The sequence below is a fragment of the Sporomusa sp. genome (assembly GCF_035561255.1).
Lineage (GTDB): Bacteria > Bacillota > Negativicutes > Sporomusales > Sporomusaceae > Sporomusa.
Genome location: NZ_DATMXX010000165.1, coordinates 1 through 22,430, shown reverse-complemented (window position 1 = coordinate 22,430; position 22,430 = coordinate 1). Strand labels below are relative to the sequence as shown.

General features: G+C 45.9%; 29 protein-coding genes and 1 pseudogene. 29 read left to right on the top strand and 1 reads right to left on the bottom strand.

Annotation, left to right across the window (positions count from 1 at the left end):
- The first annotated feature begins 153 nt into the window (after positions 1-153).
- The 3 genes from VN379_RS09560 to VN379_RS09550 are packed head-to-tail and all read left to right on the top strand — an operon-like array spanning position 154 to position 1,326.
- A complete protein-coding gene (locus VN379_RS09560) occupies positions 154-645 on the top strand; it encodes an ASCH domain-containing protein (RefSeq protein ID WP_325533190.1) in 492 nt (163 codons plus the stop codon).
- Positions 642-935 carry a hypothetical protein gene (locus VN379_RS09555; protein ID WP_325533189.1) on the top strand — a complete coding sequence of 98 codons (294 nt, stop codon included), beginning with the start codon at positions 642-644 and terminating at the stop codon, positions 933-935. The genes VN379_RS09560 and VN379_RS09555 overlap by 4 nt, the downstream gene beginning before the upstream one ends.
- 58 nt (positions 936-993) lie before the next feature.
- On the top strand, positions 994-1,326 hold the full coding sequence (locus VN379_RS09550) for a hypothetical protein (protein ID WP_325533188.1): 333 nt from the start codon (positions 994-996) through the stop codon (positions 1,324-1,326).
- A gap of 134 nt (positions 1,327-1,460) precedes the next feature.
- On the opposite strand, the gene VN379_RS09545 is transcribed toward VN379_RS09550, so the two are convergent.
- Positions 1,461-1,769: a hypothetical protein gene (locus VN379_RS09545; protein ID WP_325533187.1), complete on the bottom strand. Its 309-nt coding sequence runs from the start codon at positions 1,767-1,769 to the stop codon at positions 1,461-1,463.
- 138 nt (positions 1,770-1,907) lie between these two features.
- On the opposite strand from VN379_RS09545, the gene VN379_RS09540 reads away from it, so the two are divergent.
- The 26 genes and pseudogenes from VN379_RS09540 to VN379_RS09415 form a co-directional block, all read left to right on the top strand.
- A complete protein-coding gene (locus tag VN379_RS09540; protein WP_325533186.1) occupies positions 1,908-2,090 on the top strand; it encodes a hypothetical protein in 183 nt (60 codons plus the stop codon).
- 37 nt (positions 2,091-2,127) lie between these two features.
- A complete protein-coding gene (locus VN379_RS09535) occupies positions 2,128-3,003 on the top strand; it encodes a terminase small subunit (protein WP_325533185.1) in 876 nt (291 codons plus the stop codon).
- The gene (locus tag VN379_RS09530; RefSeq protein WP_325533184.1) at positions 2,990-4,507 is read left to right on the top strand and encodes an AAA family ATPase; all 1,518 of its coding nucleotides are present in this window, start codon (positions 2,990-2,992) and stop codon (positions 4,505-4,507) included. The genes VN379_RS09535 and VN379_RS09530 overlap by 14 nt, the downstream gene beginning before the upstream one ends.
- 12 nt (positions 4,508-4,519) lie before the next feature.
- Positions 4,520-6,019, top strand: coding sequence for a phage portal protein (locus VN379_RS09525; protein WP_325533183.1), 1,500 nt, complete (start codon positions 4,520-4,522; stop codon positions 6,017-6,019).
- Entirely contained in the window at positions 6,012-6,923 is a 912-nt protein-coding gene (locus VN379_RS09520) for a phage minor head protein (protein ID WP_325533181.1), read from the top strand. The genes VN379_RS09525 and VN379_RS09520 overlap by 8 nt, the downstream gene beginning before the upstream one ends.
- A gap of 48 nt (positions 6,924-6,971) precedes the next feature.
- Positions 6,972-7,172 (top strand): hypothetical protein, encoded by a 201-nt coding sequence (locus VN379_RS09515; protein WP_325533179.1) that lies wholly within the window; start codon positions 6,972-6,974, stop codon positions 7,170-7,172.
- A gap of 39 nt (positions 7,173-7,211) precedes the next feature.
- A complete protein-coding gene (locus VN379_RS09510; protein WP_325533177.1) occupies positions 7,212-8,399 on the top strand; it encodes an XkdF-like putative serine protease domain-containing protein in 1,188 nt (395 codons plus the stop codon).
- A 15-nt stretch (positions 8,400-8,414) separates the two neighbouring features.
- The gene (locus VN379_RS09505; RefSeq protein WP_325533175.1) at positions 8,415-9,347 is read left to right on the top strand and encodes a phage major capsid protein; all 933 of its coding nucleotides are present in this window, start codon (positions 8,415-8,417) and stop codon (positions 9,345-9,347) included.
- Positions 9,348-9,357: 10 nt separating this feature from the next.
- Positions 9,358-9,540 carry a YqbF domain-containing protein gene (locus VN379_RS09500; protein ID WP_325533173.1) on the top strand — a complete coding sequence of 61 codons (183 nt, stop codon included), beginning with the start codon at positions 9,358-9,360 and terminating at the stop codon, positions 9,538-9,540.
- 3 nt (positions 9,541-9,543) lie between these two features.
- Positions 9,544-9,930 carry a protein YqbG gene (gene yqbG, locus VN379_RS09495; protein WP_325533171.1) on the top strand — a complete coding sequence of 129 codons (387 nt, stop codon included), beginning with the start codon at positions 9,544-9,546 and terminating at the stop codon, positions 9,928-9,930.
- Positions 9,927-10,271, top strand: a complete 345-nt coding sequence (locus VN379_RS09490; RefSeq protein ID WP_325533169.1) for a DUF3599 family protein — start codon at positions 9,927-9,929, stop codon at positions 10,269-10,271. The genes yqbG and VN379_RS09490 overlap by 4 nt, the downstream gene beginning before the upstream one ends.
- On the top strand, positions 10,271-10,762 hold the full coding sequence (locus tag VN379_RS09485) for an HK97 gp10 family phage protein (protein ID WP_325533167.1): 492 nt from the start codon (positions 10,271-10,273) through the stop codon (positions 10,760-10,762). Before VN379_RS09490 ends, VN379_RS09485 begins: the two co-directional genes overlap by 1 nt.
- A 12-nt stretch (positions 10,763-10,774) precedes the next feature.
- A complete protein-coding gene (locus VN379_RS09480) occupies positions 10,775-11,221 on the top strand; it encodes a hypothetical protein (RefSeq protein ID WP_325533165.1) in 447 nt (148 codons plus the stop codon).
- A gap of 11 nt (positions 11,222-11,232) precedes the next feature.
- Positions 11,233-11,403, top strand: coding sequence for a hypothetical protein (locus tag VN379_RS09475; RefSeq protein WP_325533163.1), 171 nt, complete (start codon positions 11,233-11,235; stop codon positions 11,401-11,403).
- On the top strand, positions 11,404-12,726 hold the full coding sequence (locus tag VN379_RS09470; RefSeq protein ID WP_325533161.1) for a phage tail sheath family protein: 1,323 nt from the start codon (positions 11,404-11,406) through the stop codon (positions 12,724-12,726).
- Positions 12,727-12,738: 12 nt separating this feature from the next.
- Entirely contained in the window at positions 12,739-13,179 is a 441-nt protein-coding gene (locus tag VN379_RS09465; RefSeq protein WP_325533159.1) for a phage tail tube protein, read from the top strand.
- Between the two features lie 29 nt (positions 13,180-13,208).
- On the top strand, positions 13,209-13,628 hold the full coding sequence (locus VN379_RS09460) for a phage tail assembly chaperone (RefSeq protein WP_325533157.1): 420 nt from the start codon (positions 13,209-13,211) through the stop codon (positions 13,626-13,628).
- Positions 13,629-13,823: 195 nt separating this feature from the next.
- Entirely contained in the window at positions 13,824-15,947 is a 2,124-nt protein-coding gene (locus tag VN379_RS09455; RefSeq protein ID WP_325533155.1) for a phage tail tape measure protein, read from the top strand.
- Positions 15,940-16,428, top strand: a complete 489-nt coding sequence (locus tag VN379_RS09450) for a hypothetical protein (protein WP_325533153.1) — start codon at positions 15,940-15,942, stop codon at positions 16,426-16,428. Before VN379_RS09455 ends, VN379_RS09450 begins: the two co-directional genes overlap by 8 nt.
- Positions 16,429-16,433: 5 nt before the next feature.
- Positions 16,434-17,426: an XkdQ/YqbQ family protein gene (locus VN379_RS09445; RefSeq protein ID WP_325533151.1), complete on the top strand. Its 993-nt coding sequence runs from the start codon at positions 16,434-16,436 to the stop codon at positions 17,424-17,426.
- A 6-nt stretch (positions 17,427-17,432) separates the two neighbouring features.
- Entirely contained in the window at positions 17,433-17,819 is a 387-nt protein-coding gene (locus VN379_RS09440; RefSeq protein ID WP_325533149.1) for a DUF2577 domain-containing protein, read from the top strand.
- Positions 17,820-17,833: 14 nt separating this feature from the next.
- Positions 17,834-18,238, top strand: a complete 405-nt coding sequence (locus tag VN379_RS09435; RefSeq protein WP_325533147.1) for a DUF2634 domain-containing protein — start codon at positions 17,834-17,836, stop codon at positions 18,236-18,238.
- On the top strand, positions 18,238-19,284 hold the full coding sequence (locus VN379_RS09430; protein ID WP_325533145.1) for a baseplate J/gp47 family protein: 1,047 nt from the start codon (positions 18,238-18,240) through the stop codon (positions 19,282-19,284). Before VN379_RS09435 ends, VN379_RS09430 begins: the two co-directional genes overlap by 1 nt.
- A gap of 3 nt (positions 19,285-19,287) precedes the next feature.
- Positions 19,288-20,739 carry a hypothetical protein gene (locus VN379_RS09425; RefSeq protein ID WP_325533143.1) on the top strand — a complete coding sequence of 484 codons (1,452 nt, stop codon included), beginning with the start codon at positions 19,288-19,290 and terminating at the stop codon, positions 20,737-20,739.
- A 1-nt stretch (position 20,740) separates the two neighbouring features.
- The gene (locus tag VN379_RS09420; RefSeq protein WP_325533141.1) at positions 20,741-21,358 is read left to right on the top strand and encodes a putative phage tail protein; all 618 of its coding nucleotides are present in this window, start codon (positions 20,741-20,743) and stop codon (positions 21,356-21,358) included.
- 3 nt (positions 21,359-21,361) lie between these two features.
- Positions 21,362-22,430: pseudogene (locus VN379_RS09415) on the top strand (hypothetical protein); the annotation flags it as partial.

Here is a 22,430-nt window from a genome sequence, read left to right as displayed (position 1 = left end):
ATTTCTTCCTTTTTTAGAAAGAGAGTGGATGCCCATGCTAATACAACACTTGACCATAGCAAAGTTTGATTGCTCAAAGTTTATCAACTCCATAATCATATTGATATAAGTGTTGCTGTATTAGTGGAATTTAATGCACAGAGGTGTAAAGATATGAAAGCCATAACAATCCTGCAGCCATTTGCAAGCCTCATAGCCTGCGGCGCGAAGCAGATAGAGACACGGTCCTGGCCAACTAAGTACCGGGGGCCGATTGCGATTCATGCGGGGGTAAGTAAAAAATATTACGGGATTGAGCACAAAGAGCCGTTTTTCTCCGTGTTAGAAGATCAAATAACCACTATAGCTGATGTCGGCGGCCCCGTAGAAGCAGAGTGGGATGAAGTTGGAGTTGATCTACCATATGGCGCGGTTATCGCAATTGCTGATCTGGTTGATTGTTTGCAGGTTAGCGCAACATTCAATGACACAGAACCATTTGCTGCTACGTTGGAAAATTTAAGAAGCGTTAATGGGAATGAATTTATGTTCGGCGACTATACTCCCGGCCGCTACGCCTGGATGCTTGCCAACGTGCGCCGGATCGAGCCGGTACCGGCCAAGGGCATGCAGCGTATTTGGGAGTGGGAGGGGCAACAGCCATGAATACAGCAACAATTAAGTGCTGGAGTATAATATCTAAAAGTAACGGATTCACCGCGCCAGAACTATTAAAACATTACTTAAATGGGCAGATATACAATGATAGCCGGCGCTTATTCTCTGACGGAACACGGGTTACTACTTCGTCAATTCGTAAAATAACAGATTGCGGAACACACAAGATTGTTGAGACGAAAAACACAATCTATGCTGTGTATCCTGCAGACGTTGACCCGGCATATGAAGCAGCATTCCCTGGTGCGTATGCAAAATTGCAACTGGTAAGAGCATAAATAAAGGGCAGCTAGTCTGCCCTATTTCCGCGTTTATATTATATGGGGGTGGGAGTCAATGGGTAGAGTGAAACTGATATCGACAAAGTGCAATGTATGCGGTGGATCTTTATTTTCAGCAGTACATGGATATTATGAATGTGATAGTTGCGGGTATACTCTTTGTCCTCCCGAAGAAACTGAGCGCCAGAGCCGTAAAATATTACTTGAATGTGCTAGAAACGATAGTATTTCAAAGCCTATTATGCATACAAAAAGTTCTAACGGCGGGAGCAAGAGCGCCAAGGGTTCAAAGGATACAAAACAAAAGATGCAGCGTCCAAGCACAAAACAGATATATAATACCTTAGCAGGGTATTCAAATAAAATTAAATATAAAAAAATTGATTAAAAACCGTTGAAGTTAACTTGACAAAGTGCTAAAATAGAGCTGTACAGGTGTGTCCATTTGGATCCACCTGGTTTTTTGTTTTAGCAAGAGAACCGCCATTACAAGATTTTTGGCATTTGATTTTCATAAATCTACTAGCGAAACGGTGAATAACCACTGTACAAAAATACGCTCATAGCAATAATTACGGGAATATAGGCAATACAAATTCCTAGTGTATTGCGATTGTTCAAGTGAAATCTCCATGAATATAGTATACAAGAGATGATACCAATAGGATAAAGACTTAAAACAGCTAATGCAGGAAGTGTTGTATTTAGAAAATTGGAGCTTGGAGAGTCATGACCCATAACAAATATAAATAGAGCACCAAATAAATAAGGAATAAGTGTTACGCCTGAAACGATATTAGCTAATATTATTAGACATTTCGAAATTTGCATTAATACCCCCCTGTCGTGTATATTTTTGCTATTACTATCCATTAAGCGTATATTCTTATCTCAAATCACGATAACCTTTTTATTGCATAAAAAATTGCCTTCGGACCTTTTCATGCCCAAATCCAGAAGGTGACAAACATGCCTGCAATCATCTGCAGCAGCCTAAACCAAAGTAATCAGGGATGCACCGCTAACTTAGTTCGCTGGAGCAAAGGGAAATGTAACGGCTATATTACCAGCGCCGGCGGCATGAAGTTGCAAGCGCCGCCTATGGAACGGAAGAATGGCAGCCTGCAAAACATGCGGACTAGGCCGAGGTAGTAAACGGCGAATATGCCCGGAGGTGGTGACTATGTAAATGGCCAAGAAACCGCATGAATTAGCGCTCAATGATTATGTGCTTGGCATGTCTTACAAGGACATTGCCGACAAATATAAAGTCGGTGTTGATACCGTCAAGAAATGGAAAACCCGTTACAAGTGGAACCGTGATAGTGTGCCCAAGCCAAAAAAAACAGTGTCCACTTTGTCCACAAAAAATGAAAAGGTGGACAAAAGTGGACAACAGCAGGAGGCAGACCCAGAACTGACAGATACTGAGCAGCTATTTTGCTATCATTTTGTAAAAGATCGCAATGCTACTCAAGCAGCACTTAAAAGCGGGTATTCGAAACATAAGCCAAGTGCAGCGGTAATGGGTTGCCGGCTGTTGCAGCGTCCCCGGGTTAAAGCTGAAATTGACCGGCTTCGCGGTTTGGTTTGTCAGGATCTTCATATCGGCTTACAGGATTTTCTGCAGTTCTGCGTTAATATTGTCAGTGCTGATATCGGTGACTATGTTGGATGGGGACAGCGCCAACAGCAGGTGATCGGCATGTATGGACCACTGGTAGATAAAAAGACTAAGCAGCCGATAATGGAAACCATCAATTTTGTGGACCTTGGCGAGAGCGAGCTGCTTGATACTTCCGTTATCCAGGAGGTTAAACAGGGCAAAGATGGCATATCTATTAAGTTGGCTGACAAGAAGTGGGCATGGGAGCAACTTATCAAATTCTTTGACTGGTTGCCGGATAAGTGGCAGCGGAACGTGGAAGAAGAGAAACTGAAACTTGCCAAAGCTAAGCTGCTGCTTGAGGTTGAAAAAGCCAAGGGTGAAAACAAGGAAAACCAGCATGTTGACGCCCTTAAAAGAAAAATGGCCGAGAGGAAGATGAAGAATGGAGGCGCTTGAGCGGTTCCTTGAGGCATTAGACCTTATCGGCAAGGATACATTGGAACTGATTGAAGGGGAAGGCGTAAACCTGACTGCGGCCGCTGTAGTGATCGAGCAGATCGACTATGGCGATATGGTCGATTTGTATTACAATGACCCAATAGGCTTCGCCGAGGATGTTCTGGACTTTTATCCTGACGATAAGCAGAAAGAAATTATGCTCTCGGTCAGGGATAATAAAAGAACTTCCGTCCGATCCGGCCAAGGCGTAGGCAAGACAGCAACAGTGGCATGTATCATCATCTGGTACATGCTATTTCGGGACACGGCAAAGATTATTGCCACTGCTCCGACAAGGCAGCAGCTCAGCATTGTTCTATGGCCTGAATTAGCAAAATGGTTGTCTGGAACCTACGCGGATAACTTTTTGACACTCACAAAGACAATGCTATACATGATTGGCTATGAACTGGAATGGTTTACAACTGCCAAAACTGCCACCAAGAAAGAAAACATAGCCGGGATACACGCAGATAACATGTTGATAGTCGTTGATGAAGCGTCTGGTGTATCAGATGAAATCCTTGAGGCGTTATTAGGTACTATAACCGGGGTTGATAACCGGATACTGTTCATATCCAATCCTACCCGAAACAGCGGAATATTCTATGATTCACACCACAAGGACCGGGACCAGTTCTGCTGCATCCATATCGACGCTGAACAATGTGAGCGAACCGATAAAGATAATATCGAAATGCTCAAGCGAAAGTATGGCGCCGACAGCAATGCTGTTAAGGTCCGGGTAAAAGGCGAGTTTCCTGATCAGGAAGATGATGTATTTATTCAGCTCCACATGGTTATGAGGGGAATCAATACCGACTATGACGACAGTCAGCCAGTGGAAACGATTGATATTGCCTGTGACGTTGCCCGCGAAGGTGGGGATGAAACGGTTGTAGGCACAAAGATAAACAGCAAAGTATTGCCTCTTTTAGTCCGGAAAGGGCAGGACACTATGGCTACGGCAGGCGATATTATGTTTATTGCTAACAAGCTGCATGACCGGTATCCTGAAATAGTAATCACGGTTAAAGTCGATGATACTGGTGTTGGCGGTGGCGTTACTGACCGCTTAAATGAAATTAAGAAGTTGGAAGGGATAGTCTGGATCAGAACCATCCCGGTGAAATTCGGAATACCGATTAAGCACAAGTATTATTACGACACTACCACCTTAATGGCCGCCATAGTCAAAGATCTGTTAAATGAGTTCGATGAGCAGGGTAATAGGAAACCCTGCGAATTGGTTTTGCCGAACGACGATGAACTAATTGCGCAGCTAACGGTCCGAAAGTATGGTATCTATGAGAGCAAAGGGAAGATCAAGCTGGAGAGCAAAAAAGAGATGAAAAAGCGGAAGCTTGATTCGCCGGACAGGGCAGACTGTCTTTTTTTATTGTGCCTGCCAGTGAATGTGAAAGAGTCTGTAAGTAAACGAGAAAGAAAACACCGGTTCTAAGGAGGTGAGAGCTTGCAGAAAGTAAAGGCCAAGGTAATAACCGGTATCAAAAAAGCCGAAACCCCCACGGCCAAAGATGGGGATGCCAAGCGGTATGAAATTGCCGACGTGCTTACACCAAAATACTCCATCTGCACCTTGCTTGAAATGAAGGAAATATCAACCATTCTTCCGCAGTGCATTGAAGCATATAAGCAGAATATAGCCGGCTTTGGCTATCAACTGAAATACAGGGATGATGAGACCAAGAAAACGGAAACTGCCGAAATGAAGGTTGAATGGGCCCGGGTTGAATCGGCGCTCAAGTACATGCATATGGAAAAGTCCCTGGTCAATGTCCTCAAGGATGCGATTGATGATCGGGAGGCCTGCGGCAATGGTTATATCGAGGTAATCCGTAATGGTAAGCGGGAGGTAGTTGAGCTTGAAAAAATTGAAGATGCATCGACCGTTCGCACAACCAAAAAAGGTAAAGCTGTTGCCGTTAAATATTATCGCGATGGCCAAGTTTTTGAACGCGAGAAGCGGTTCCGGCGGTATGTTCAAATTATTTATGGATCAAAGGAAGTTTGGTTCAAAGAGTTCGGTGATCCGCGAATCATGGATTGGCGAACAGGTACATTTGACGACAATACGCCAAGCGAGTTTCAGGCCAATGAGATACTGCATTTAAAAATCGGTAACGGTGCCTATGGTGTGCCGCGCTGGATATCGGCACTCATGGACATGTACGGCAGCCGGAATGCGTCCGAGCTCAATTACCGGTATTTTAAGCAGGGGAGACACCTGCCGGCGGCAATCCTGATCAAGAATGGCCGGCTAACGGAGGATAGCGAGGCGGCGTTGACCGAGTACGCGTCATCCGTAGAAGGTCAGGAAAGCGCTCATAAATTCCTGCTCCTTGAAGCAGAAGCACTGGAACAAGAAAACAGTCTTGGCCTTGAAAAAGAAAAGGCTAGTGTTGATATTGAAATTAAATCGCTTGCCGAAATACTACAGCGAGACGGGTTGTTTGTTAATTATGGCGAAGATAATCGCAAGAAGGTGCAGTCGTCGTTTCGTTTGCCGGACTTATATACCGGCTATTCCAAAGACTTCAACCGGGCCACTGCTGATACCGCAATGTTAATTACTGAGCAGCAGGTATTTATCCCGGAAAGGAAATCCATTTCTTTTATAATCAATAACCTGCTGCTGGCTGAGTATGAGCTAAAGTATGTTGAAGTGGAGATTAATAATCCTGATATAAGCAATCCAGAAGATGTGGCAACTATTTTGGGAGCAATCAATAGCATTGGCGGTGTGGCGATTAACGATACCCGGGAGCTTTTGGGCAATGTACTGGGTAAGCAGTTGGAAAACTTCGACGATGAACGGGCCAACCTGCCGACCGCGCTGCTGAATCAGGGAGCGTCAATGCCCGGCTTATTCTTAAAGTCGGCTGACGGACCGGCGAGCCTGGTCGGCATACTGAAAGATCTGCGGGATCTGCTGGAGGAACGCAATGGGTAAGGTTGAGAGGCTCATCAAGGCCATTAACCGTATTGCCAAGGCGGAAGAGGATGAGCTTAAAGAAGAGATAGCAGAATTCCCGGCCGTGGATGCCACGTTGAATGCTGTCGAGGAGTATGAAAAGAAAGTCGCTGGCTTGTTTCGTGCTCAAAGAAAGCATTTTGTTAACGGCTTTAAAGAGGCAATCTCAAAAGATGAAACGCTTGATCTGAAAGAACTCCTCAAAAAGTTGCTAGAGAGTGATGAGTTTGCTGAGAAGATGGCTGGGTACACGGAAACATTCCTGACTATGACTGTCGAAGAATTGACCGAGGCTATCATGGAAAACATCGACGAAGATGTTGTTTTTGATATTTTGTCTCAGCGCACGGTTGATTGGATCAAGGCATGGTCAAAGGACCTGGCCGAGCTAATGAAGCTTTCCACCCATACGGAGCTAGAGGCAGCCATAACCGCCGTTATTGAAAATGGCGAAGGTATTAACAAGGCCATTGAAAGAATCAAGGATCTGCCGGGATTCAACCGGACAAGGGCCCGGACAACAGCTATTACCGAGGTATTACGGGCGAACTCAGTTTCAGCGCATGAGGCCTTCATGCAGTCGCCGGCCGTTATTCAAAAAACATGGAAGCATTCCGGCGCCAAGAAAAACAAGCCGCGTCGGAACCATGTTAAGCTTGATGGTACCTCAATCGGCTTGGATGAGGTTTTCGATGTTGGTGGTCATGATGGCCGGTACCCACGTGACTCGCGCTTGCCGCCTGAGGAGTCGGTTAATTGTCATTGCGTCCTTGGTCCTGTCGTTGATCCGAAGATTTTGGGACTATCCAAAGAGGAAAAGGAAAAGTTGCGCGATCAGGCCAGAAAAGAAGCCGATGAAAAGTGGGCCGAGGAGAAAAAATAACCGGTCATTGGAGCATTTTTCCATTATAATTATAGTGGGAGGTGCTTTATGGCCGATAATGATAACCCAATGACTGAGATGGAAGCCCGTAGATGGTTGAAGCAGGCTAAGGCTGAATATGCGGAAATGGAAGCGCAGTATTTGCAAGAACCGTCACGACAGCTTAAGTTTAATTTGACGCTTAAAATAATGGCAGTACGCTTTGCCGAAGCAAAAATCAATAACATGAAAAGGGATGCTAAGAAATAGCGTCTCTTTTTTTATTGCCTGAGAGGAGGTGAAAGAAGATTGCCAACCGAGATTAAAAACGCTCAAATATCCTTTGTATCCCTAGTCGATAAAGCGGCCAATAAGAAGAAATTTGCTATCATCAAAGCCGAATCTACCCCGACCTTTGAAAAGGCTGTCCCGATCCTGAAAGTTGATGATGAAAAGCGGATCGTGACTGGCATAGTCTATGAGCCGGACGTCCTGGACGCTCACGGTGAATTTATGACTGCTGATGAGATTGAAAAATCCGCCCACCAATTTCTAAAAGACTACCGAAACATTGATAAACAACATGATTTTGTTGCTGGCCAGGCTGACGTTGTCGAAAGCTGGATAACCAAGGAGGCCGGAAAACTGGGAGAGCAGGACGTTGTTAAAGGCACATGGCTAATGTCGGTTCACGTTGCCGATGATGATACCTGGGGTGAGATCAAAAAGGGCGAGCTGACAGGCTTTAGTATGGGAGGTGTGGGGGAAAGAGTGGAACATGAAGTCAAGAAATCCGAACAAGAGCAGGCGGCCGGGCTGATGGCGCTACTGAAAAACTTTTTCGGGGTAGGCACTATCCAAAAAGGGGAAATGGCCAACAACTATGCTCAAAACATCAAGCGTGATAACTTTTGGACGGCTTTTTATACATTGCAGAATTTGTTGCAAAGGTATAACTGGTCCTCTGATCGGTACGAGTTTGAGTCTGACGCAGGGAAGGTGCAGGAGGCCCTTACTGAGTTTTCGGCTATCCTTACTGATCTGCTGACTGCTGAAAATATTGTTAAGGCCATGGGCAAGCCACCGGAAGAGGTTTTAAAAGCCGGCAAGAAAATATCTACGGCCAACATGGCTGAGATTAAGTCAGCTCATGAGGTGCTGAGTAAAATCATTGAAGCAAATACCGAAACAGAGGAGGGCGAAGAAGTGAAAAAAGAGGACATTGAAAAAATGGTTAACGAGGGGATTACCAAAGCACTGGGCCCTGTTACTGCTAAACTGGATGCTATCGAAAAGGGCGAACAGCCGGCACAGGAGTCGAAGGACCTTGCCGCAGATGATGTGGCTAAGATGGTTGCCGAGGCCGTGACCAAGGCTATGGAACCGCTGGCGCAGCGTATTGAAAAAGTGGAGTCTGCCCGGGGAGTAGTTAAGCAGGTTGAAACCGATGGCCATCAGCAGGAAGTAAAAAAATCCGTATGGGACGGCTTACTATAAGAGAGGGGTGTTACTATGATGACTAACAAACAGCTAATTGAAAAGGCGGCTATGACCTTAGCGACGCTTGCTTCTGGTGGTTTAATGAATCCGGAGCAGGCGTCTGAATTTATCCGAATGGTGCAGAGTGCGCCTACTATTTTGAAAGATGCCCGTATGGTTGAAATGGCGAGCGATACCCGTAAGATTGAAAAATTAGGATTTGGTCAGCGTATTCTACGCCCGGGCGTTGAAGGCACTGCCCTTACTGACGCACAACGTGCTGTACCTACTACTGGAACGATTACCTTAAATGCAAAAGAAGTTATTGCTGAGGTCAATATTACATACGACACACTGGAAAACAATATTGAAAAGGGAGATCTGCAGCAGACGCTCATGCAACTGATTGCCGAAAGAGCAGCATTGGATATTGAGGAGCTCATCGTTAATGGTGATACTGCACATGCAACTGATGCTTACCTCAAACTAATCGATGGGTTGATGAAGCTTACTACTTCGCATGTTCGTGACTTGTCATCTGCAGCCTTAACTAAAGATGCTTTCAAAAAGACGTATGGCGCGGTACCGGCTAAATATATGCGTAATCCTGCAGACTGGAGATTCTATACTTCACACATGGGGGAACTGGAGTGGAAAGACCAGGTTGTTGCTCGACAGACGGCCCTTGGCGATGCTGCTTTGCAGGGGGGCATGGCAAACGCTTACGGTGTGCCGGTTAAGGGTATTGCTATGATTCAGCCATATGCGGTAAGCACGGATACAGTGACGGACATTCTGCTTACTCATCCGAAAAATATTATCGTAGGCATGAGCCGTAACATTCGTCTTGAAGTCGATAAAGACATCCGGGAACGCAAGTTTATCATTGTTCTGACTAGCAAGCTGGACACCCTCTTTGAAGAAGAGGACGCAGTTGCCAAAGCAATCAAAGTAAAACTGCCGTAGGAGGTATTCAATGTATATCGTAAAACTGATTAAAGGGAAAGACTACGGCCTGCTGGGGAAATTATTCCTGGCGGGCCAAGAGCAGGAAGTTGATAAGAAAACTTACAACTACCTGAAAGATAATCATCAGTTTGAAGTTAGGGAGGAAAAGGAAAAGCCTGATTCTCCCATCGCACCACCTGCGGAGGGGTAGCATATGGCTTTAATCATCCCCCAACAAGTCATCGATTACACTGATTTTGAAGCCGTTAAAGCACGGGCACCAAATAAAATCGAAAGTGATATTCTGCAGGCCGAGACCGAGCTGTTCTCTAAAGCTGGTCATCGTTTTGATACACCGGCATATATTCCGCTACCAGCAACAGTCGAACTTGCTCTAATTAAACTGGCAGAGTATTATGCCTTGATCAACTCCGACGAAAGCATTGCCAAGGGATACACATCAGAGCGTCTTAGTGACTATAGCTATACTTTGTCTGACGGCCAAACTATTAGAAAGCCAGCGATTGACCTGCTCATCGCCGAATATATACAGAAAGCTGCTCCCAAAAGGCCAGTCAGCTTTAAGATGAGGGCGCTATGAGTTTTAGGTCACTATTAACGGACAAATGCGATGTTTACCACTTGGTTGAGACAACAACCTCCCCCGGTTATGGCTTGCCGGGGGAAACGGAGTATAGCTATCCTGATGTTCCGGACGCGGTAGATGTTCCCTGCAAATTTACCGAGAAGGGGCAAAGCATTACCCAGGGAGAGCCGGGGGCTGAGATCGTGCATAGTTTTGCAGTTAGCTTTCTAATCAGTGCGGATGTGCGGCTGAATGATAAGACAATCTTTAATGGTGTAGAATTCAAAACCCAGATACCGCGCCGGGTTAAGAATCACCATATTGAGGTCGTCGTCACCCGAAAAGGGAATTTGTAATGGCTAAAACTTTTAAAGTTGATATTAATGGGCTTAAGGAATTCTCCCAAAAGTTGAAAGCGGCAGCCGACGGTGATCTAATTAAGCAATATAACCTGTGGTTGGAAGCGGCCGGCATGGAGTTCCTTGACATTGTCCAAGATGAAATTATCCGGCTAAAGGTTGTTGATACTAGGCGCCTGTTAAATTCATTTACGCGTAGTGATAGCGACTGCATATTTAAGTTAACTGGTAAAGGGCTTAAGCTGGAGATTGGGACAAATATTGAATATGCGCAATGGGTTAATGATGGCCATTATATTGGAAGCAAAAAGTTGACCATTAAAACTAAAAATGGCCGAAAATTAGCCCTAAGGAATATTAAAAACTGGGTAGGAAAGCGGAAGTGGATTGAAGGGTATCACTACTTTGATATCTCGCTTGAGGTCTTTGAAAAAATACTAGTGACTTCCATGGAGAAAAAGCTGCAGGAATGGTTAGATGAGTTTTAGCGGGGTGATATAGTGCTGCAAGATGAAATAGGCAGTATTATGAAGAGCTGCCATACTTTGAATCCGGTCAAGATCTATCCTGAGCGGATACCACAAAATATGAGCATTCCTTCCATGTACTTTCCCGTGCCGTTGGTGAGTAGCTCAGGCGATACCTTTTCCACTTATCGAAATTCATATCAACTATTTATTAAAGTATTCGCCTGCACTACTCAGGAGGCTCATAACAAAGCTCATATTATTGCCGAGGGCATACGCAAGGCAAGGTGCGTTATCCCGGTCATTAGTCAAGCAGGGCCGCCTACGGGCTTATACATGCGGCTTAGCTCAGATATCCAAACCAAAGAACTGGACGATGGTGTGGCTCAGATAACGCTGAAATGGGATAGCCGGTACCCGTATGACCGGGAAGTCTATCAGAAGATGGGAGCGCTTTACCTTGAATTGATAATTAAATAAGGAGGGCTAATATGGCAGAAGAAGCAAAGTTTCCGATTGAGCAACTTCGGGCGCATTGCCAAGAATTATTTGGGGTATCCCAGGTAGTTTTTGACGGCGCCTTTTTTGGTGCCCAAGGTGAGATAACAAAAAAAGAAGCCAAGAAACAGATTGAATCCTGGCTTAAGAAGGAAGTGAAATAGATGGCTGGTGGAACTTTTATACCAGGCGTATCTAAAATAAGACCCGGGCTGTACATGAATTTTCGTGCAGCTGCATTAGCCAGTATCCGAGTGGCAGAGCGCGGTACCGTAATTCTTCCTCTTATCGCTAACTGGGGGCAAGAGCAAACGTTCCTGACCATTGAAGATGAGGACGATGTTTCGGCTAAGCTTGGTTATGACATCAACGACACTGAAATGCTGGCGGTCCGTGAGGCCTACAAACGAGCCAAAGTGATTTTGGTTTATCGCCTAAATAAAGGGAATAAAGCGGTTGCAACATGGGGCACTGCTACGGCCACGGCCAAGTACAGCGGCACCCGGGGCAATGACATAATTATTAAGGCTTCAGTCAATGTCGTGGATGAGAACTTGTTGGATGTTCAGACGTATGTTGATGGCCGCTTGAAGGACGAGCAAACGGCTACTAATATCCAGGACTTAGTGGCTAATGATTGGGTGACGTTCAGCGGTACCGGCGCTATTCCGGCCACTGCCGGCGCCAACTTGACTAATGGCACCAACGGTACTGTTATCAATGCCGATTACACTGAGTTTTTGAGCGCTTGCGAAACTCAAATGTTTAATGTAGTAGCCTATCCGGTTAGTGATCCGACACTAAAGGTTTCATTTTCTACCTGGATTAAAAAACTGAGGGATGATGAAGGCAAAAAGATTGCCGGTGTGCTGGCTGACTATGACGCCGATTATGAAGGTGTAATCAATGTCAAAAATGGTGTAGTCTTGAACGATGGCACTGTACTTGATGCATTAGGGGCAGTTCCCTGGGTGGCTGGTGCTACTGCTGGTGCCTCCATGGTTCAGTCATTAACCTATTCGCAATATGAAGGGGCAACAGATGCCAACCCGAGGTTAGGTAATCTTGCCTATAAGAACGCTCTGTTGGGCGGCCAATTTGTATTCCAATACGATGGTGAAAAGACTAAGGTGGAGCAGGACATTAATTCCCTGCACACCTATGATCAAACAAAGAACCAGCGGTTTAGCAAGAACCGGGTTATCCGAGTATTGGACAATGTGGCCAATGATCTACTCCGGACCTTCTCCGATAGCTATATCGGCAAGATTGACAATAATGCTGACGGACAGGCTTTGCTAAAACAGGCGGTCGTTGACGGATATCTGGAGACACTCCAGACCGCTAAGGCGATTCAAAATCTTGATAAAGATGCTGACTTTGTTATCGACACAGTAAAATCTGTTGGCGATGAGGTATGGGCCAAGGTCGGGGTTCAACCGGTGGATAGCATGGAGAAATTCTACTTTGATGTAGTAGTGAGGTAGGAGGTGTAACTGATGTTTGGAAGTCAAAATACGATATCGGCCAAAGAAGGGCGCTTTTTTCTAGCTGGTGTTGAGATGCTCAATAACATAAAGCTTGAGCTTACCGTTGAGAAAGAGAAAGTCGAAATTAAGCGCATGGGCAAGCGCATGACTGGTCATAAAACTGTCGGCTTATCGGCAGCCGGTACGGTAACCGAATACCACGCCACGTCCAATATAGGCCTCCTGCTACAGAAATATAAGGATACCGGTGAAGATGTGTACATGGATGGAACGATAGTGGTTGAGGATAAGGCCAGCGGCCGTGGCACTGAACGAATCGCACTAATCGGCATTAACTTTGATAGTGCTACGATTGCTAACCTTGATGCCGAGGGCGATGTCATTAAAGATGAATTGCCTTTTACCATCGAGGATTTTAACTACATTAGTTTGCTTGATAGCGGATTTTAGGCTAAATAAATTTAGGAGGTATTATATACATGGATATGTCAGCTTTTATGAAAGGCAAGGCCAAGCAACTACCGGAGGAGGAAAAGGTAATTACGCATTTGTACGTGGATGAGGCCGGCCAGCCCATTCCCTTTAAGTTTAAGGCAATTCCTACATCTGTGGTGGATGGTATACGTGCCGACTGCACGATTGTGATAGTTGGTAAGGGGCAGCGAATTGAGAAATTTGACAAAGACAGGTTTGCTTGCCGGGTAGCAATTGCCACCACTACCTTCCCCGATTTTAAAGATCCGGAGTTGTTAAAATCCTATGGGTGCGTTGATCCGGTGGATCTAGCTAAAGCGATCTTAACCTTGCCCGGGGAATATACAGACTGGATACAATCCTGCTTTAAGCTCAACGGATATAGTGATTCATATGAAGAACTGGTGGGAGAAGCAAAAAACTAATCAAGGGCGGAGACTATAAGGCGGTTTACGCCCATCGTATATGGCAAAAACACCACAAGTATCCTCATGAATTTTTTGAGCTTGATGAATACCATCAAGTTTTTTTAATTGCCTCTGAGCAGATTGTTATGGAACAAGAGAAAAAAGAGGCGGATAAAGCTCAAAAGTTAAAGAAGCGTCGAGGGATGTGATTGAATGGCCAAGCTAACAGCCTTTTTTGAAATGCAGGACCGAATCACTTCTAAGATTGCTAACCTCGGCAAGGTTACGGACCGGTACGCCGATACAATTGATCAAGTCGGCAGATATGGAGACGTAGCATTCCATGGTGTTGAAGTAGCGGCAGCAAGTGCAAGCGCAAAAATCGCCGGTGAGTTAAATGAAGTTGAACTCGCCGGCGACATGGCTTTTGGTTCGATTGTCGATGCTGCCCAGGCGGCGGGTAAAAAGGCTAAGCTTGCTATAAAAGGCATTACTAGCGAGGTTGAAAAGCTGTCAGGTGCGTCTGATAAGGTTGTTGAACTAATGTCAGTGGGGTTTATGGCTGCTGGCGCTGCTATTGCCGCTGCCGGCGGAGTGGCTGTGAATTCAGCCAATAACCTTAATAGAGCCACCAATAACTTGCAGGCGTCGACTGGTGCGACAGACGCTGAAATGGCCGCCTTTAAATCGACCATTACTGATATCTACAACATTGGACTCGGGGAATCATTTGATGACATCGGCAAGGCGATGGCAACTGTTCGTCAGGTCAGCGGTGCTACCGGCGAAGAATTGAAGAACATCACTACCAATGCCTTATTAATGAGGGATACCTTTGAAATGGATGTCCCTGAATCCATCAGGGCCGTTAACACCATGACAAAGCAGTTTGGTATTACGGCTGAGCAGGCATATAACCTGATTGCCCAGGGAGCGCAAAAAGGCGCCAACAAGAATGACGATTTACTGGATACCATTAACGAGTATTCCGTGCAATTTAAGTCCCTTGGCTTTAGCGCCGAACAATTTACCAATACCCTTATTGATGGCGCGGCGAATGGGGCTTGGTCGATCGATAAAGTGGGCGATGCAATCAAGGAGTTTAATATTCGCGCCAAAGATGGTTCAGCGTCCAGTGCGGAGGGCTTTGCCGCCTTAGGACTGGATGCAGCGGACATGACCGCACGGTTTGCCCAGGGTGGCGCTGTCGCCCAGGCCGCTTTTCAGCAAGTGATGCAATCCATGGAAAGTATGCAGGACCCGGTGGCGAAGAATGCGGCCGGCGTGGCTTTATTCGGGACCATGTTTGAGGATCTCGAAGCCCAGGGAATCATGGCATTTGGACACATCTCCAGCTCGGCCAGCATGGCTAATGATGCTCTCGGCAAAATCGGTGCCGTTAAATTTAAGGATTTTGGCAGTGCAATGTCAATCATCGGCCGTCAGCTGGAAACCGGCATCGTGGTACCGGTAGGAGATCGGCTATTGCCGTCACTAGAGCGGTTTTCCGGGTGGGTAAGCAATAACATGCCTGCGATTCAATCAACAGCCGGAGGGGCTCTTACTTGGATTGGCAATGCTATTGACTTTTTAGCTAATAACTTTGATGTTGTAGGGCCCGGTATTGCTGCTGTGATCTTAACCCTTGTGGCACCGGCCTTTATCGCCTGGGCTGCGGCAGCCATCCCAGCCGCGATTGCGACAGCTGTAGCTATGGCTCCTATTATTGGAGTAGCTCTTGCTGTTGGAGCGGCTGTAACACTTCTGGCCTGGCTATGGAATGGCGGGTTTGCAATGATCATTGCCTATACTTCAGCCGGCGTGGACAGTGTTTTATCCTTCTTTGCTAATTTAATCGGCCAGGCTGTGCAATTAGGAAGTAATTTTGCCAATGGGATAGTCGAAGGGTTCACCAGCATGATCGGCGGGATCGTTAACATTGCCACGAACATCTGGGATAAGGTGACCGGTATTTTCAGTCGGAGACAATCTTTGTATGTAGGTGTAAGCGGCAGTGCCGTTGATGGTTCTCATGCCAATGGGCTTGACTATGTTCCGTATGATGGCTATGTGGCTGAACTCCATAAGGGAGAAAAGATTCTAACTGCCGGCGAAGCGCAGCAGTATAGCAACCTTTCCCCCCAGGAGACGCAACAAGTTTTGAGTACCTCTACTACCTCCAACAGCACGAGCAGTGACAACAGCACAACCATTGAAAGTCTTTTTGGCAGCATTACAATCAACAACGAAGCGGATATTGCCAAGATTATAAAAATGATCGAGGAGTATCTGCGCGAGCAACTGAATAGTTCGGGGGATGGTGTATACGATGTCTAAGGAGATATGGTTAACCTATGACACCTACCGGGAAACGCTGCAAATCCCGGTTAACCCCCCTGAACTTAAAGTTTCAAGCGGATCTCAAAATGACAGTTTCAATGTAGTCAATTTGGGTGAAGTAACTGTTCTCCAAAAGCCTAAGGCTGCGGTGTTTACATTTGAAAGTTTTTTCCCGTTGCTGCCTGGGCCCTATCTGGACATTAGTCCGGATAAATTATGGGAACCTCAGCTCTACATAGATCGAATCGATCTATGGCGAGTTGGGTATCATCCGGTTAGGTTTATCGTTACGGACAGTGAGATTAATACTCTTTGCAGTATTGAAGATTTCTCATGGTCCGAGCGCGGGGGAGATGTTGGAACTATCTACTATTCGCTGACTCTTAAGGAGTACCCAGTCTTGACGCCCCGAGTATTAAAAAACATAAACGGCAGGCTGGTGTATGAAACAAAACCAACCAGGCCGTCTGCGGGGTAATGACAGTGTTGCAGTTAATCTGGATAACTAAAGATAAACATGTCGATATCACTGACTATGTGTTGTCATTAACATGGAAAGGGGCCAAGGGCACGGCCCCTCGATCCCTGGAGGTGTCAATTGTTAATACCGGCCGGGGGCAGCATGAGTGGCTGCCGATTCTCGAAGGGCATATGCTGCTGTTCCGTTGGGATGAAGAAGAATTGTTTCGTGGTGTGATCTTCAGCCAAGATAAAAACAGTTCTTTTGGGCAGTCGATTAAAGCATATGACCAAATGATTTATATGGTTAAAAATACAAACTCCTATGTATTTACCAATCTTACAGCAACTCAGATTATAAAAAGGCTTTGTGGTGATTTTCAGGTACCCATGGGAGAAATAATAGAGACTGGCTATAAGCTGCCGGCGCTCGTTGTAGATGGAGAGACTCTTTACGATATTGCCTACAAGGCTATATATGCAACTTTTAAGCAGACGGGCCGGCGCTTTTATTTGGGCAGCAAGGACGGGAAAGTCTACTTGGCCGAAAAGCTTGCCCAGGTGAGTTTTATAGTTATTGAGGATGAAGTCAACTTGATGGACTATAGCCTCAATACCAGTATTGAGGAGTCCGCCACATCGGTGGTTATGGTGGCTGGGGAAGAGAAGTCGGCCATTACCATTAAAGCGAAAAATGACAGCCTGGCGGGTGACATTGGTACTCTCCAGTACTATGAAAAAGTGACTGACAAGCTTAATGCCGCACAACTCCAGGAGCGGGTTAACAAGGCCATGGCTGATAAGGGCAAGGTTATGAGTAAACTATCGATCAATTGTCTGGGGGATGCCGATGTGATTACCGGCACGGCCTTGCACCTGATAATCCGGGACATGAATATGTTTAAGGGCTATTACGTAGACAGTGATAGCCATGTTTTTAAAGGTAATAGCCACACAATGAGTATCGGCCTGTCCGAAACCGATGAGTTGCCGGAAGTCGAAATAAAAACGGAGTGATGTTGTTTGCTTGATCTTATTAAACAGGCGGCTCAGAATGTGAATGCCAGTGGTAATCCGGTAGAAGTCTTTGAGGCGGTTGTATTGACGCCGCCGCCAGGACTGACGATCCGGTTAAAAGGTAACAGTAATCTGGTTATACCGAAAGAATTGATTGTGGTAGCGGAGCTCTTGACGAACCACAAGCGCCGGGTGAAAATATCTTCGACGAATATCTCAGATGAGGAAACCTTGCAAGGGCAAGGGCCGCATCAGCACGATTTGACCAGCCTTATCCTGCATGAAGCGGAATTGGAATTTTTAAATGAGTTGGCAGTAGGGGAAAAAGTAACTGTCATTAGGTACGCCGGCGGCCAGAAGTATTGGATCTGCGACCGCAGTGTCCAGTACTAAGGAGGTTCTTTAACATGGCACTGACACCAGATATTACTATACCGGAGATTACCAAGTTGGAAATCCAGCCATCAAGAACATATGCATTAGACATTGATACTGGACAAATTAAAGGCATGGTTGACGGCCGGCAGGCTATTGAGCAGTTTATTAGAAAAGCTATCTTTACCCCAAGATTTGTTCATGAAATTTACACTGATGCCTACGGCTGCGAAGTCCCAAGCATGATTGGCAAAGGCTTTTCCAACGAATTTTTGCGGAGTGAGGTCAAGCGTATGCTTACCGAGGCTTTGATCTACGACAGCCGGATTAATAAAGTCTACAACTTTGATATAAAGCCCAACGGTGATGAAATATTTGTCAGTTTTACCGTGGATACCGTAGCCGGGGTAATTGAAATTGATGGAGTGAATTTATAATGGAGAGAAGATATGCGGATAAGACTTTTGAAAATTTAATGACCGACTTGCTCTCCCGGGTGCCGGATACGATCGACAAGCGGGAAGGGAGTCTCATTTACGATGCATTATCCCCGACTGCGAAAGAATTGGAGCAGGCTTATATTGAACTTGATAAAGATATTGCACTAGGTTTTGCCGACACCTCAAAAGAAGAATATCTTGAGCTCCGTACAACTGAAATGGGAATAGACCGGCAGCCAGCTATTTACGCCTCGCGTAAAGGCTTTTTTTATGGCCCCAATGATGTGCTGATGGATGTCCCGGTTGGCTCGCGCTTTATGGCGGAAGAAGTCAACTATGTTGCAGTTGAAAGAATTAGTTTAGGTCAATATGCTTTGCAATGCGAAGAATCTGGCGATACAGGAAACAGACCGTTAGGCGAGCTTGTGGCGATTACAACCGTAGCGGGGCTGGCCAGGGCGGAATTAGGCGAGATCATTACCGAGGGGGAAGATGCGGAGTCAGATGCTTCCCTGCGCGAACGGTATCATTTCCGAGTACGGCAGCCCATAACATCCGGGAACATTTATCATTATAAACAATGGGCGCGGGAAGTCGCGGGTGTCGGTGATGCCAAAGTGTTTCCTCTTTGGAATGGCAACGGTACCGTCAAAGTGGCTATTGCCAACTCGGATATTCAGCCCGCATCACCAGGCCTAGTTTCGGATGTTGCCGAGTACATTGAATCTGTCCGGCCGATCGGCGCGACAATGACAGTGGTGTCGGCAATTGGTAAACCAATAAATGTGAATGTTACGGTAGTGTTGGCAGCTGGCTATGGATTGCAAGTCATTTATGATGCATTCCTGACAGGCGTTCAAGAATATTTGCAAGGGATTGCATTTTCTAGTACCTATGTTAGTCATGCGCGAATTGGCACACTCTTGCTTACAATTCCAGGTGTAAATGACTACAGTAATCTATTGTTAAATGATGCTCTGGCCAACGTGACGCTAGGTAGTGAAGAAATACCGATAACGGGTAGCATTGACCTGGAGGTGTAGCCTATGTCCTACCCAAATCAAATAGATAAATTCCCTGCAAAGCTCAATAAAAAGACAGACGGCAGCGTTTATGTCATGGAAGAAGAATTACCGATTACAGCCGGTAAATATGAGGGACTTCTTGATCACGACAATATTACCAACACCAGTATCCGGGTGTATACCGGCTCCAAACTTACAGGGGAGCAAATTACTAATTACATTGTGTCAGTCCCATCTGAAACACCGTGGCGGCGGCATATCAAGGTTTTTGCAGGTGTTCCGGTTGTTTACGTGACCTATGAAACGCCGGGGGATACGGTCGAAGCAGATGATGTCAATGGATTGCAAGAATCTATAACCGCTACGCAAACAGAGGTCGAGCGGTATAAGACAGCTAATGATGAAGCCGTTGAGGTGATCGACAATCGCCTGACGGCGCACGTTGCCGACAAGCAAAATCCGCATAGTGTAACGGTAACGCAAATTGGTGCGGAAACTCCGGCGGGCGCACAGGTTAAAGCGGATGCAGCCAAAACAGCGGCCATTAGTGCAGCGGCGCAGGATGCGACCACTAAAGCCAATGCAGTACAAGCCAATTTAAATACTCACGGTGCTAATGTGACCGATGCCCACAATGTTGCTAACCGCTTAGAAGCAGTTCGGGCAGCGTTAATCAGTTATATTGATCAAAGTGTTGCCGCTATTGTAGATGGTGCACCGGAAATGTTGGACACACTGTATGAACTCGCTAATGCTTTAGGGAATGATCCCAATTTCGCGGCAACAATGACTAGCCTTATTGGTCAGAAATTAGCTGCTTCCGAAGTAGTTTCCACTGCTACAGCCAGCAAGGTTTTGCGTCTTGATGCAAGCGGAAAGTTTCCTGCTACGGTTATTTCACAAACTGCTGCTTATCGGTTTGTCACTGATACACAAATAGCAAATTGGGTTACTCATATCCAACTTGAAGCAGCTGGATATGGGGATATGCTTAAATCCATCTATGATGCCGATAATGACGGCAAGGTAGATTATGCCTCTGTAGCTGACAGTGCAGGAACAGCATTATCTTTAAGTAATTTTAGTATTACGGGTAGAAGCACCAATGACCTTAATACCTATAGAACAAGTGGAATGTTCGCTCTTAATAATGCACCTGCAAATATTCCAGGAGGATCTTATCTTGCGGGTATAGTGGCTGCTAATGTAGATGTTGGTTTGCAGATGGTTGGAGGCCATAATAGCGATAACCTATGGTTTAGAGGATGGAGCGGTAGTGGAGCTACTTTTTATCCGTGGCGTTCAGTTGTTCATTCAGGAAATATTGGCAGCCAATCAGTTAATTATGCCGCTACAGCTACTAAGTTGGCTACTGCCAGAACCATTAATGGGGTTGCTTTTGACGGCACGGATAATATTACAATCCCAATAACGGCAACTGGTGTCACCTGGAACCAGCTTAAGGGGGTGTAATATGGCATACGGAAAACTTTTATACTCCACGTTTATCTACGGTGACCAGGGCGCAGACGCCGAGACACCAGAATATACCATACCCGACTTGATGCGATACCTCCCTTGGTATTACCAAGATTCGAAGGAAATGCTCAAATTACAAGGTACAGTTGCTGAGGAAGTAGGAGCATTACGGTACGACGCAATACCGGATTTACTCAAACAGTTTTTCATTAAAACAGCCACTTGGGGGCTGGATTACTGGGAAAACGAATTAGGGTTAGTCACTAACCGGAGTAATTCCTATGTCCGGCGCCGGGAAATCATCCAAGCAAAATTAAGGGGATCAGGTACATCTACTAAAGAGCGGATCAAGGGTGTTGCCATTGCCTTCAGCGGCGGGGAAGTAGATGTTATTGAGTACCCGGAAGATTACCGTTTTGAAGTAAAATTCATCGGAGTCTTAGGAATCCCGCCGAATATGGCGGGATTTTTAGCTATGCTTGATGAGATTAAACCGGCGCACTTGGGATATTCAATTAGTTACACCTACACGGTATGGAATATGGTCAAGCCATTGATCTGGAATGAGGCTGGAACCCGAAATTGGGGACAATTACGAACTTATGGGGGGTAAGAAATGCAACAAACACCAAATCTTAATTTAAATAAACCGGATGGTACAGATATTGTTAATATTGAAGATTTAAACGACAATGCGGACGTTCTTGATGCCTTGTTGGGGACGACCGGCCATACCCATAATGGAGTCGCAGGTCAAGGGCCTAAGATCAGCGCAGCCAACGTGACTAGCACGGCAACCGGCGATGTAGCCGCAACTAACGTGCAGGCGGCCATTGCCGAATTGGCAAGCGAAAAAGCCCCGAAAGCATCTCCGGCACTAACCGGCACGCCGACAGCACCTACTGCAGTAGTGGGGACAAATACTACTCAGTTGGCTACTACCGCATATGTGGTAGCGGCAATAGCCAATCTTATAGCTTCAGCACCGGGGGCCCTTGATACTTTAAACGAATTAGCGGCTGCGCTAGGTGATGACCCCAATTTTGCGGCTACAATGACAAATCTGTTGGCCGGGAAGCAACCGCTTGATGCCACGCTTACAGCCTTGGCGGCACTGACTACAGCAGCGAATCAGATGGTGTATGCAACTGGCAGCGATACTTTTGCAACGACTACACTTACTGCATTTGCTCGCACATTGTTAGATGATGCTAATGCGACAGCGGCATTGGCGACATTAGGGGCTGCACCGCTTGCCTCCCCTGCTCTGACGGGTATACCAACTGCACCTACGCCAGCAGCAGGGACAAATACAACACAGGTTGCAACGGCAGCATTTGTACAAGCGGCAGTGAGCGCATCTAGTTCAGGAATTTCAGGATTCTCGAATCTAAAAATATTAGTAACTGGTAACAGTGCGGCGACTATTACAGCGAATGCCATTAGTTTACTTAATGCGGTTAAAAATCAATATATTGCGTCAAGTGTTAGTCTTGCTTTAAATACAGCAATAACAGGAGCAAATGGACGAGACACGGGATCATTAGCGGTGTCAACATGGTACTATCTGTACGTCATTTATAATCCAACAACGGCAACAGTGGCTTGTTTAATGTCAACTAATAGCACTACACCTACATTGCCAAGTGGCTATACTTATTTTGCCAGGGTTGGTGCCGTTCGTA

What these genes read in the sequence shown, in the direction of transcription:
- VN379_RS09560 (WP_325533190.1), top strand. Translation starts at nt 154, where the DNA reads ATGAAAGCCATAACAATCCTGCAGCCATTTGCAAGCCTCATAGCCTGC.
- VN379_RS09555 (WP_325533189.1), top strand. Translation starts at nt 642, where the DNA reads ATGAATACAGCAACAATTAAGTGCTGGAGTATAATATCTAAAAGTAAC.
- VN379_RS09550 (WP_325533188.1), top strand. Translation starts at nt 994, where the DNA reads ATGGGTAGAGTGAAACTGATATCGACAAAGTGCAATGTATGCGGTGGA.
- VN379_RS09545 (WP_325533187.1), bottom strand. Translation starts at nt 1,769, where the DNA reads ATGCAAATTTCGAAATGTCTAATAATATTAGCTAATATCGTTTCAGGC.
- VN379_RS09540 (WP_325533186.1), top strand. Translation starts at nt 1,908, where the DNA reads ATGCCTGCAATCATCTGCAGCAGCCTAAACCAAAGTAATCAGGGATGC.
- VN379_RS09535 (WP_325533185.1), top strand. Translation starts at nt 2,128, where the DNA reads ATGGCCAAGAAACCGCATGAATTAGCGCTCAATGATTATGTGCTTGGC.
- VN379_RS09530 (WP_325533184.1), top strand. Translation starts at nt 2,990, where the DNA reads ATGGAGGCGCTTGAGCGGTTCCTTGAGGCATTAGACCTTATCGGCAAG.
- VN379_RS09520 (WP_325533181.1), top strand. Translation starts at nt 6,012, where the DNA reads ATGGGTAAGGTTGAGAGGCTCATCAAGGCCATTAACCGTATTGCCAAG.
- VN379_RS09515 (WP_325533179.1), top strand. Translation starts at nt 6,972, where the DNA reads ATGGCCGATAATGATAACCCAATGACTGAGATGGAAGCCCGTAGATGG.
- VN379_RS09505 (WP_325533175.1), top strand. Translation starts at nt 8,415, where the DNA reads ATGATGACTAACAAACAGCTAATTGAAAAGGCGGCTATGACCTTAGCG.
- VN379_RS09500 (WP_325533173.1), top strand. Translation starts at nt 9,358, where the DNA reads ATGTATATCGTAAAACTGATTAAAGGGAAAGACTACGGCCTGCTGGGG.
- yqbG (WP_325533171.1), top strand. Translation starts at nt 9,544, where the DNA reads ATGGCTTTAATCATCCCCCAACAAGTCATCGATTACACTGATTTTGAA.
- VN379_RS09490 (WP_325533169.1), top strand. Translation starts at nt 9,927, where the DNA reads ATGAGTTTTAGGTCACTATTAACGGACAAATGCGATGTTTACCACTTG.
- VN379_RS09485 (WP_325533167.1), top strand. Translation starts at nt 10,271, where the DNA reads ATGGCTAAAACTTTTAAAGTTGATATTAATGGGCTTAAGGAATTCTCC.
- VN379_RS09475 (WP_325533163.1), top strand. Translation starts at nt 11,233, where the DNA reads ATGGCAGAAGAAGCAAAGTTTCCGATTGAGCAACTTCGGGCGCATTGC.
- VN379_RS09470 (WP_325533161.1), top strand. Translation starts at nt 11,404, where the DNA reads ATGGCTGGTGGAACTTTTATACCAGGCGTATCTAAAATAAGACCCGGG.
- VN379_RS09465 (WP_325533159.1), top strand. Translation starts at nt 12,739, where the DNA reads ATGTTTGGAAGTCAAAATACGATATCGGCCAAAGAAGGGCGCTTTTTT.
- VN379_RS09460 (WP_325533157.1), top strand. Translation starts at nt 13,209, where the DNA reads ATGGATATGTCAGCTTTTATGAAAGGCAAGGCCAAGCAACTACCGGAG.
- VN379_RS09455 (WP_325533155.1), top strand. Translation starts at nt 13,824, where the DNA reads ATGGCCAAGCTAACAGCCTTTTTTGAAATGCAGGACCGAATCACTTCT.
- VN379_RS09450 (WP_325533153.1), top strand. Translation starts at nt 15,940, where the DNA reads ATGTCTAAGGAGATATGGTTAACCTATGACACCTACCGGGAAACGCTG.
- VN379_RS09435 (WP_325533147.1), top strand. Translation starts at nt 17,834, where the DNA reads ATGGCACTGACACCAGATATTACTATACCGGAGATTACCAAGTTGGAA.
- VN379_RS09430 (WP_325533145.1), top strand. Translation starts at nt 18,238, where the DNA reads ATGGAGAGAAGATATGCGGATAAGACTTTTGAAAATTTAATGACCGAC.
- VN379_RS09425 (WP_325533143.1), top strand. Translation starts at nt 19,288, where the DNA reads ATGTCCTACCCAAATCAAATAGATAAATTCCCTGCAAAGCTCAATAAA.
- VN379_RS09420 (WP_325533141.1), top strand. Translation starts at nt 20,741, where the DNA reads ATGGCATACGGAAAACTTTTATACTCCACGTTTATCTACGGTGACCAG.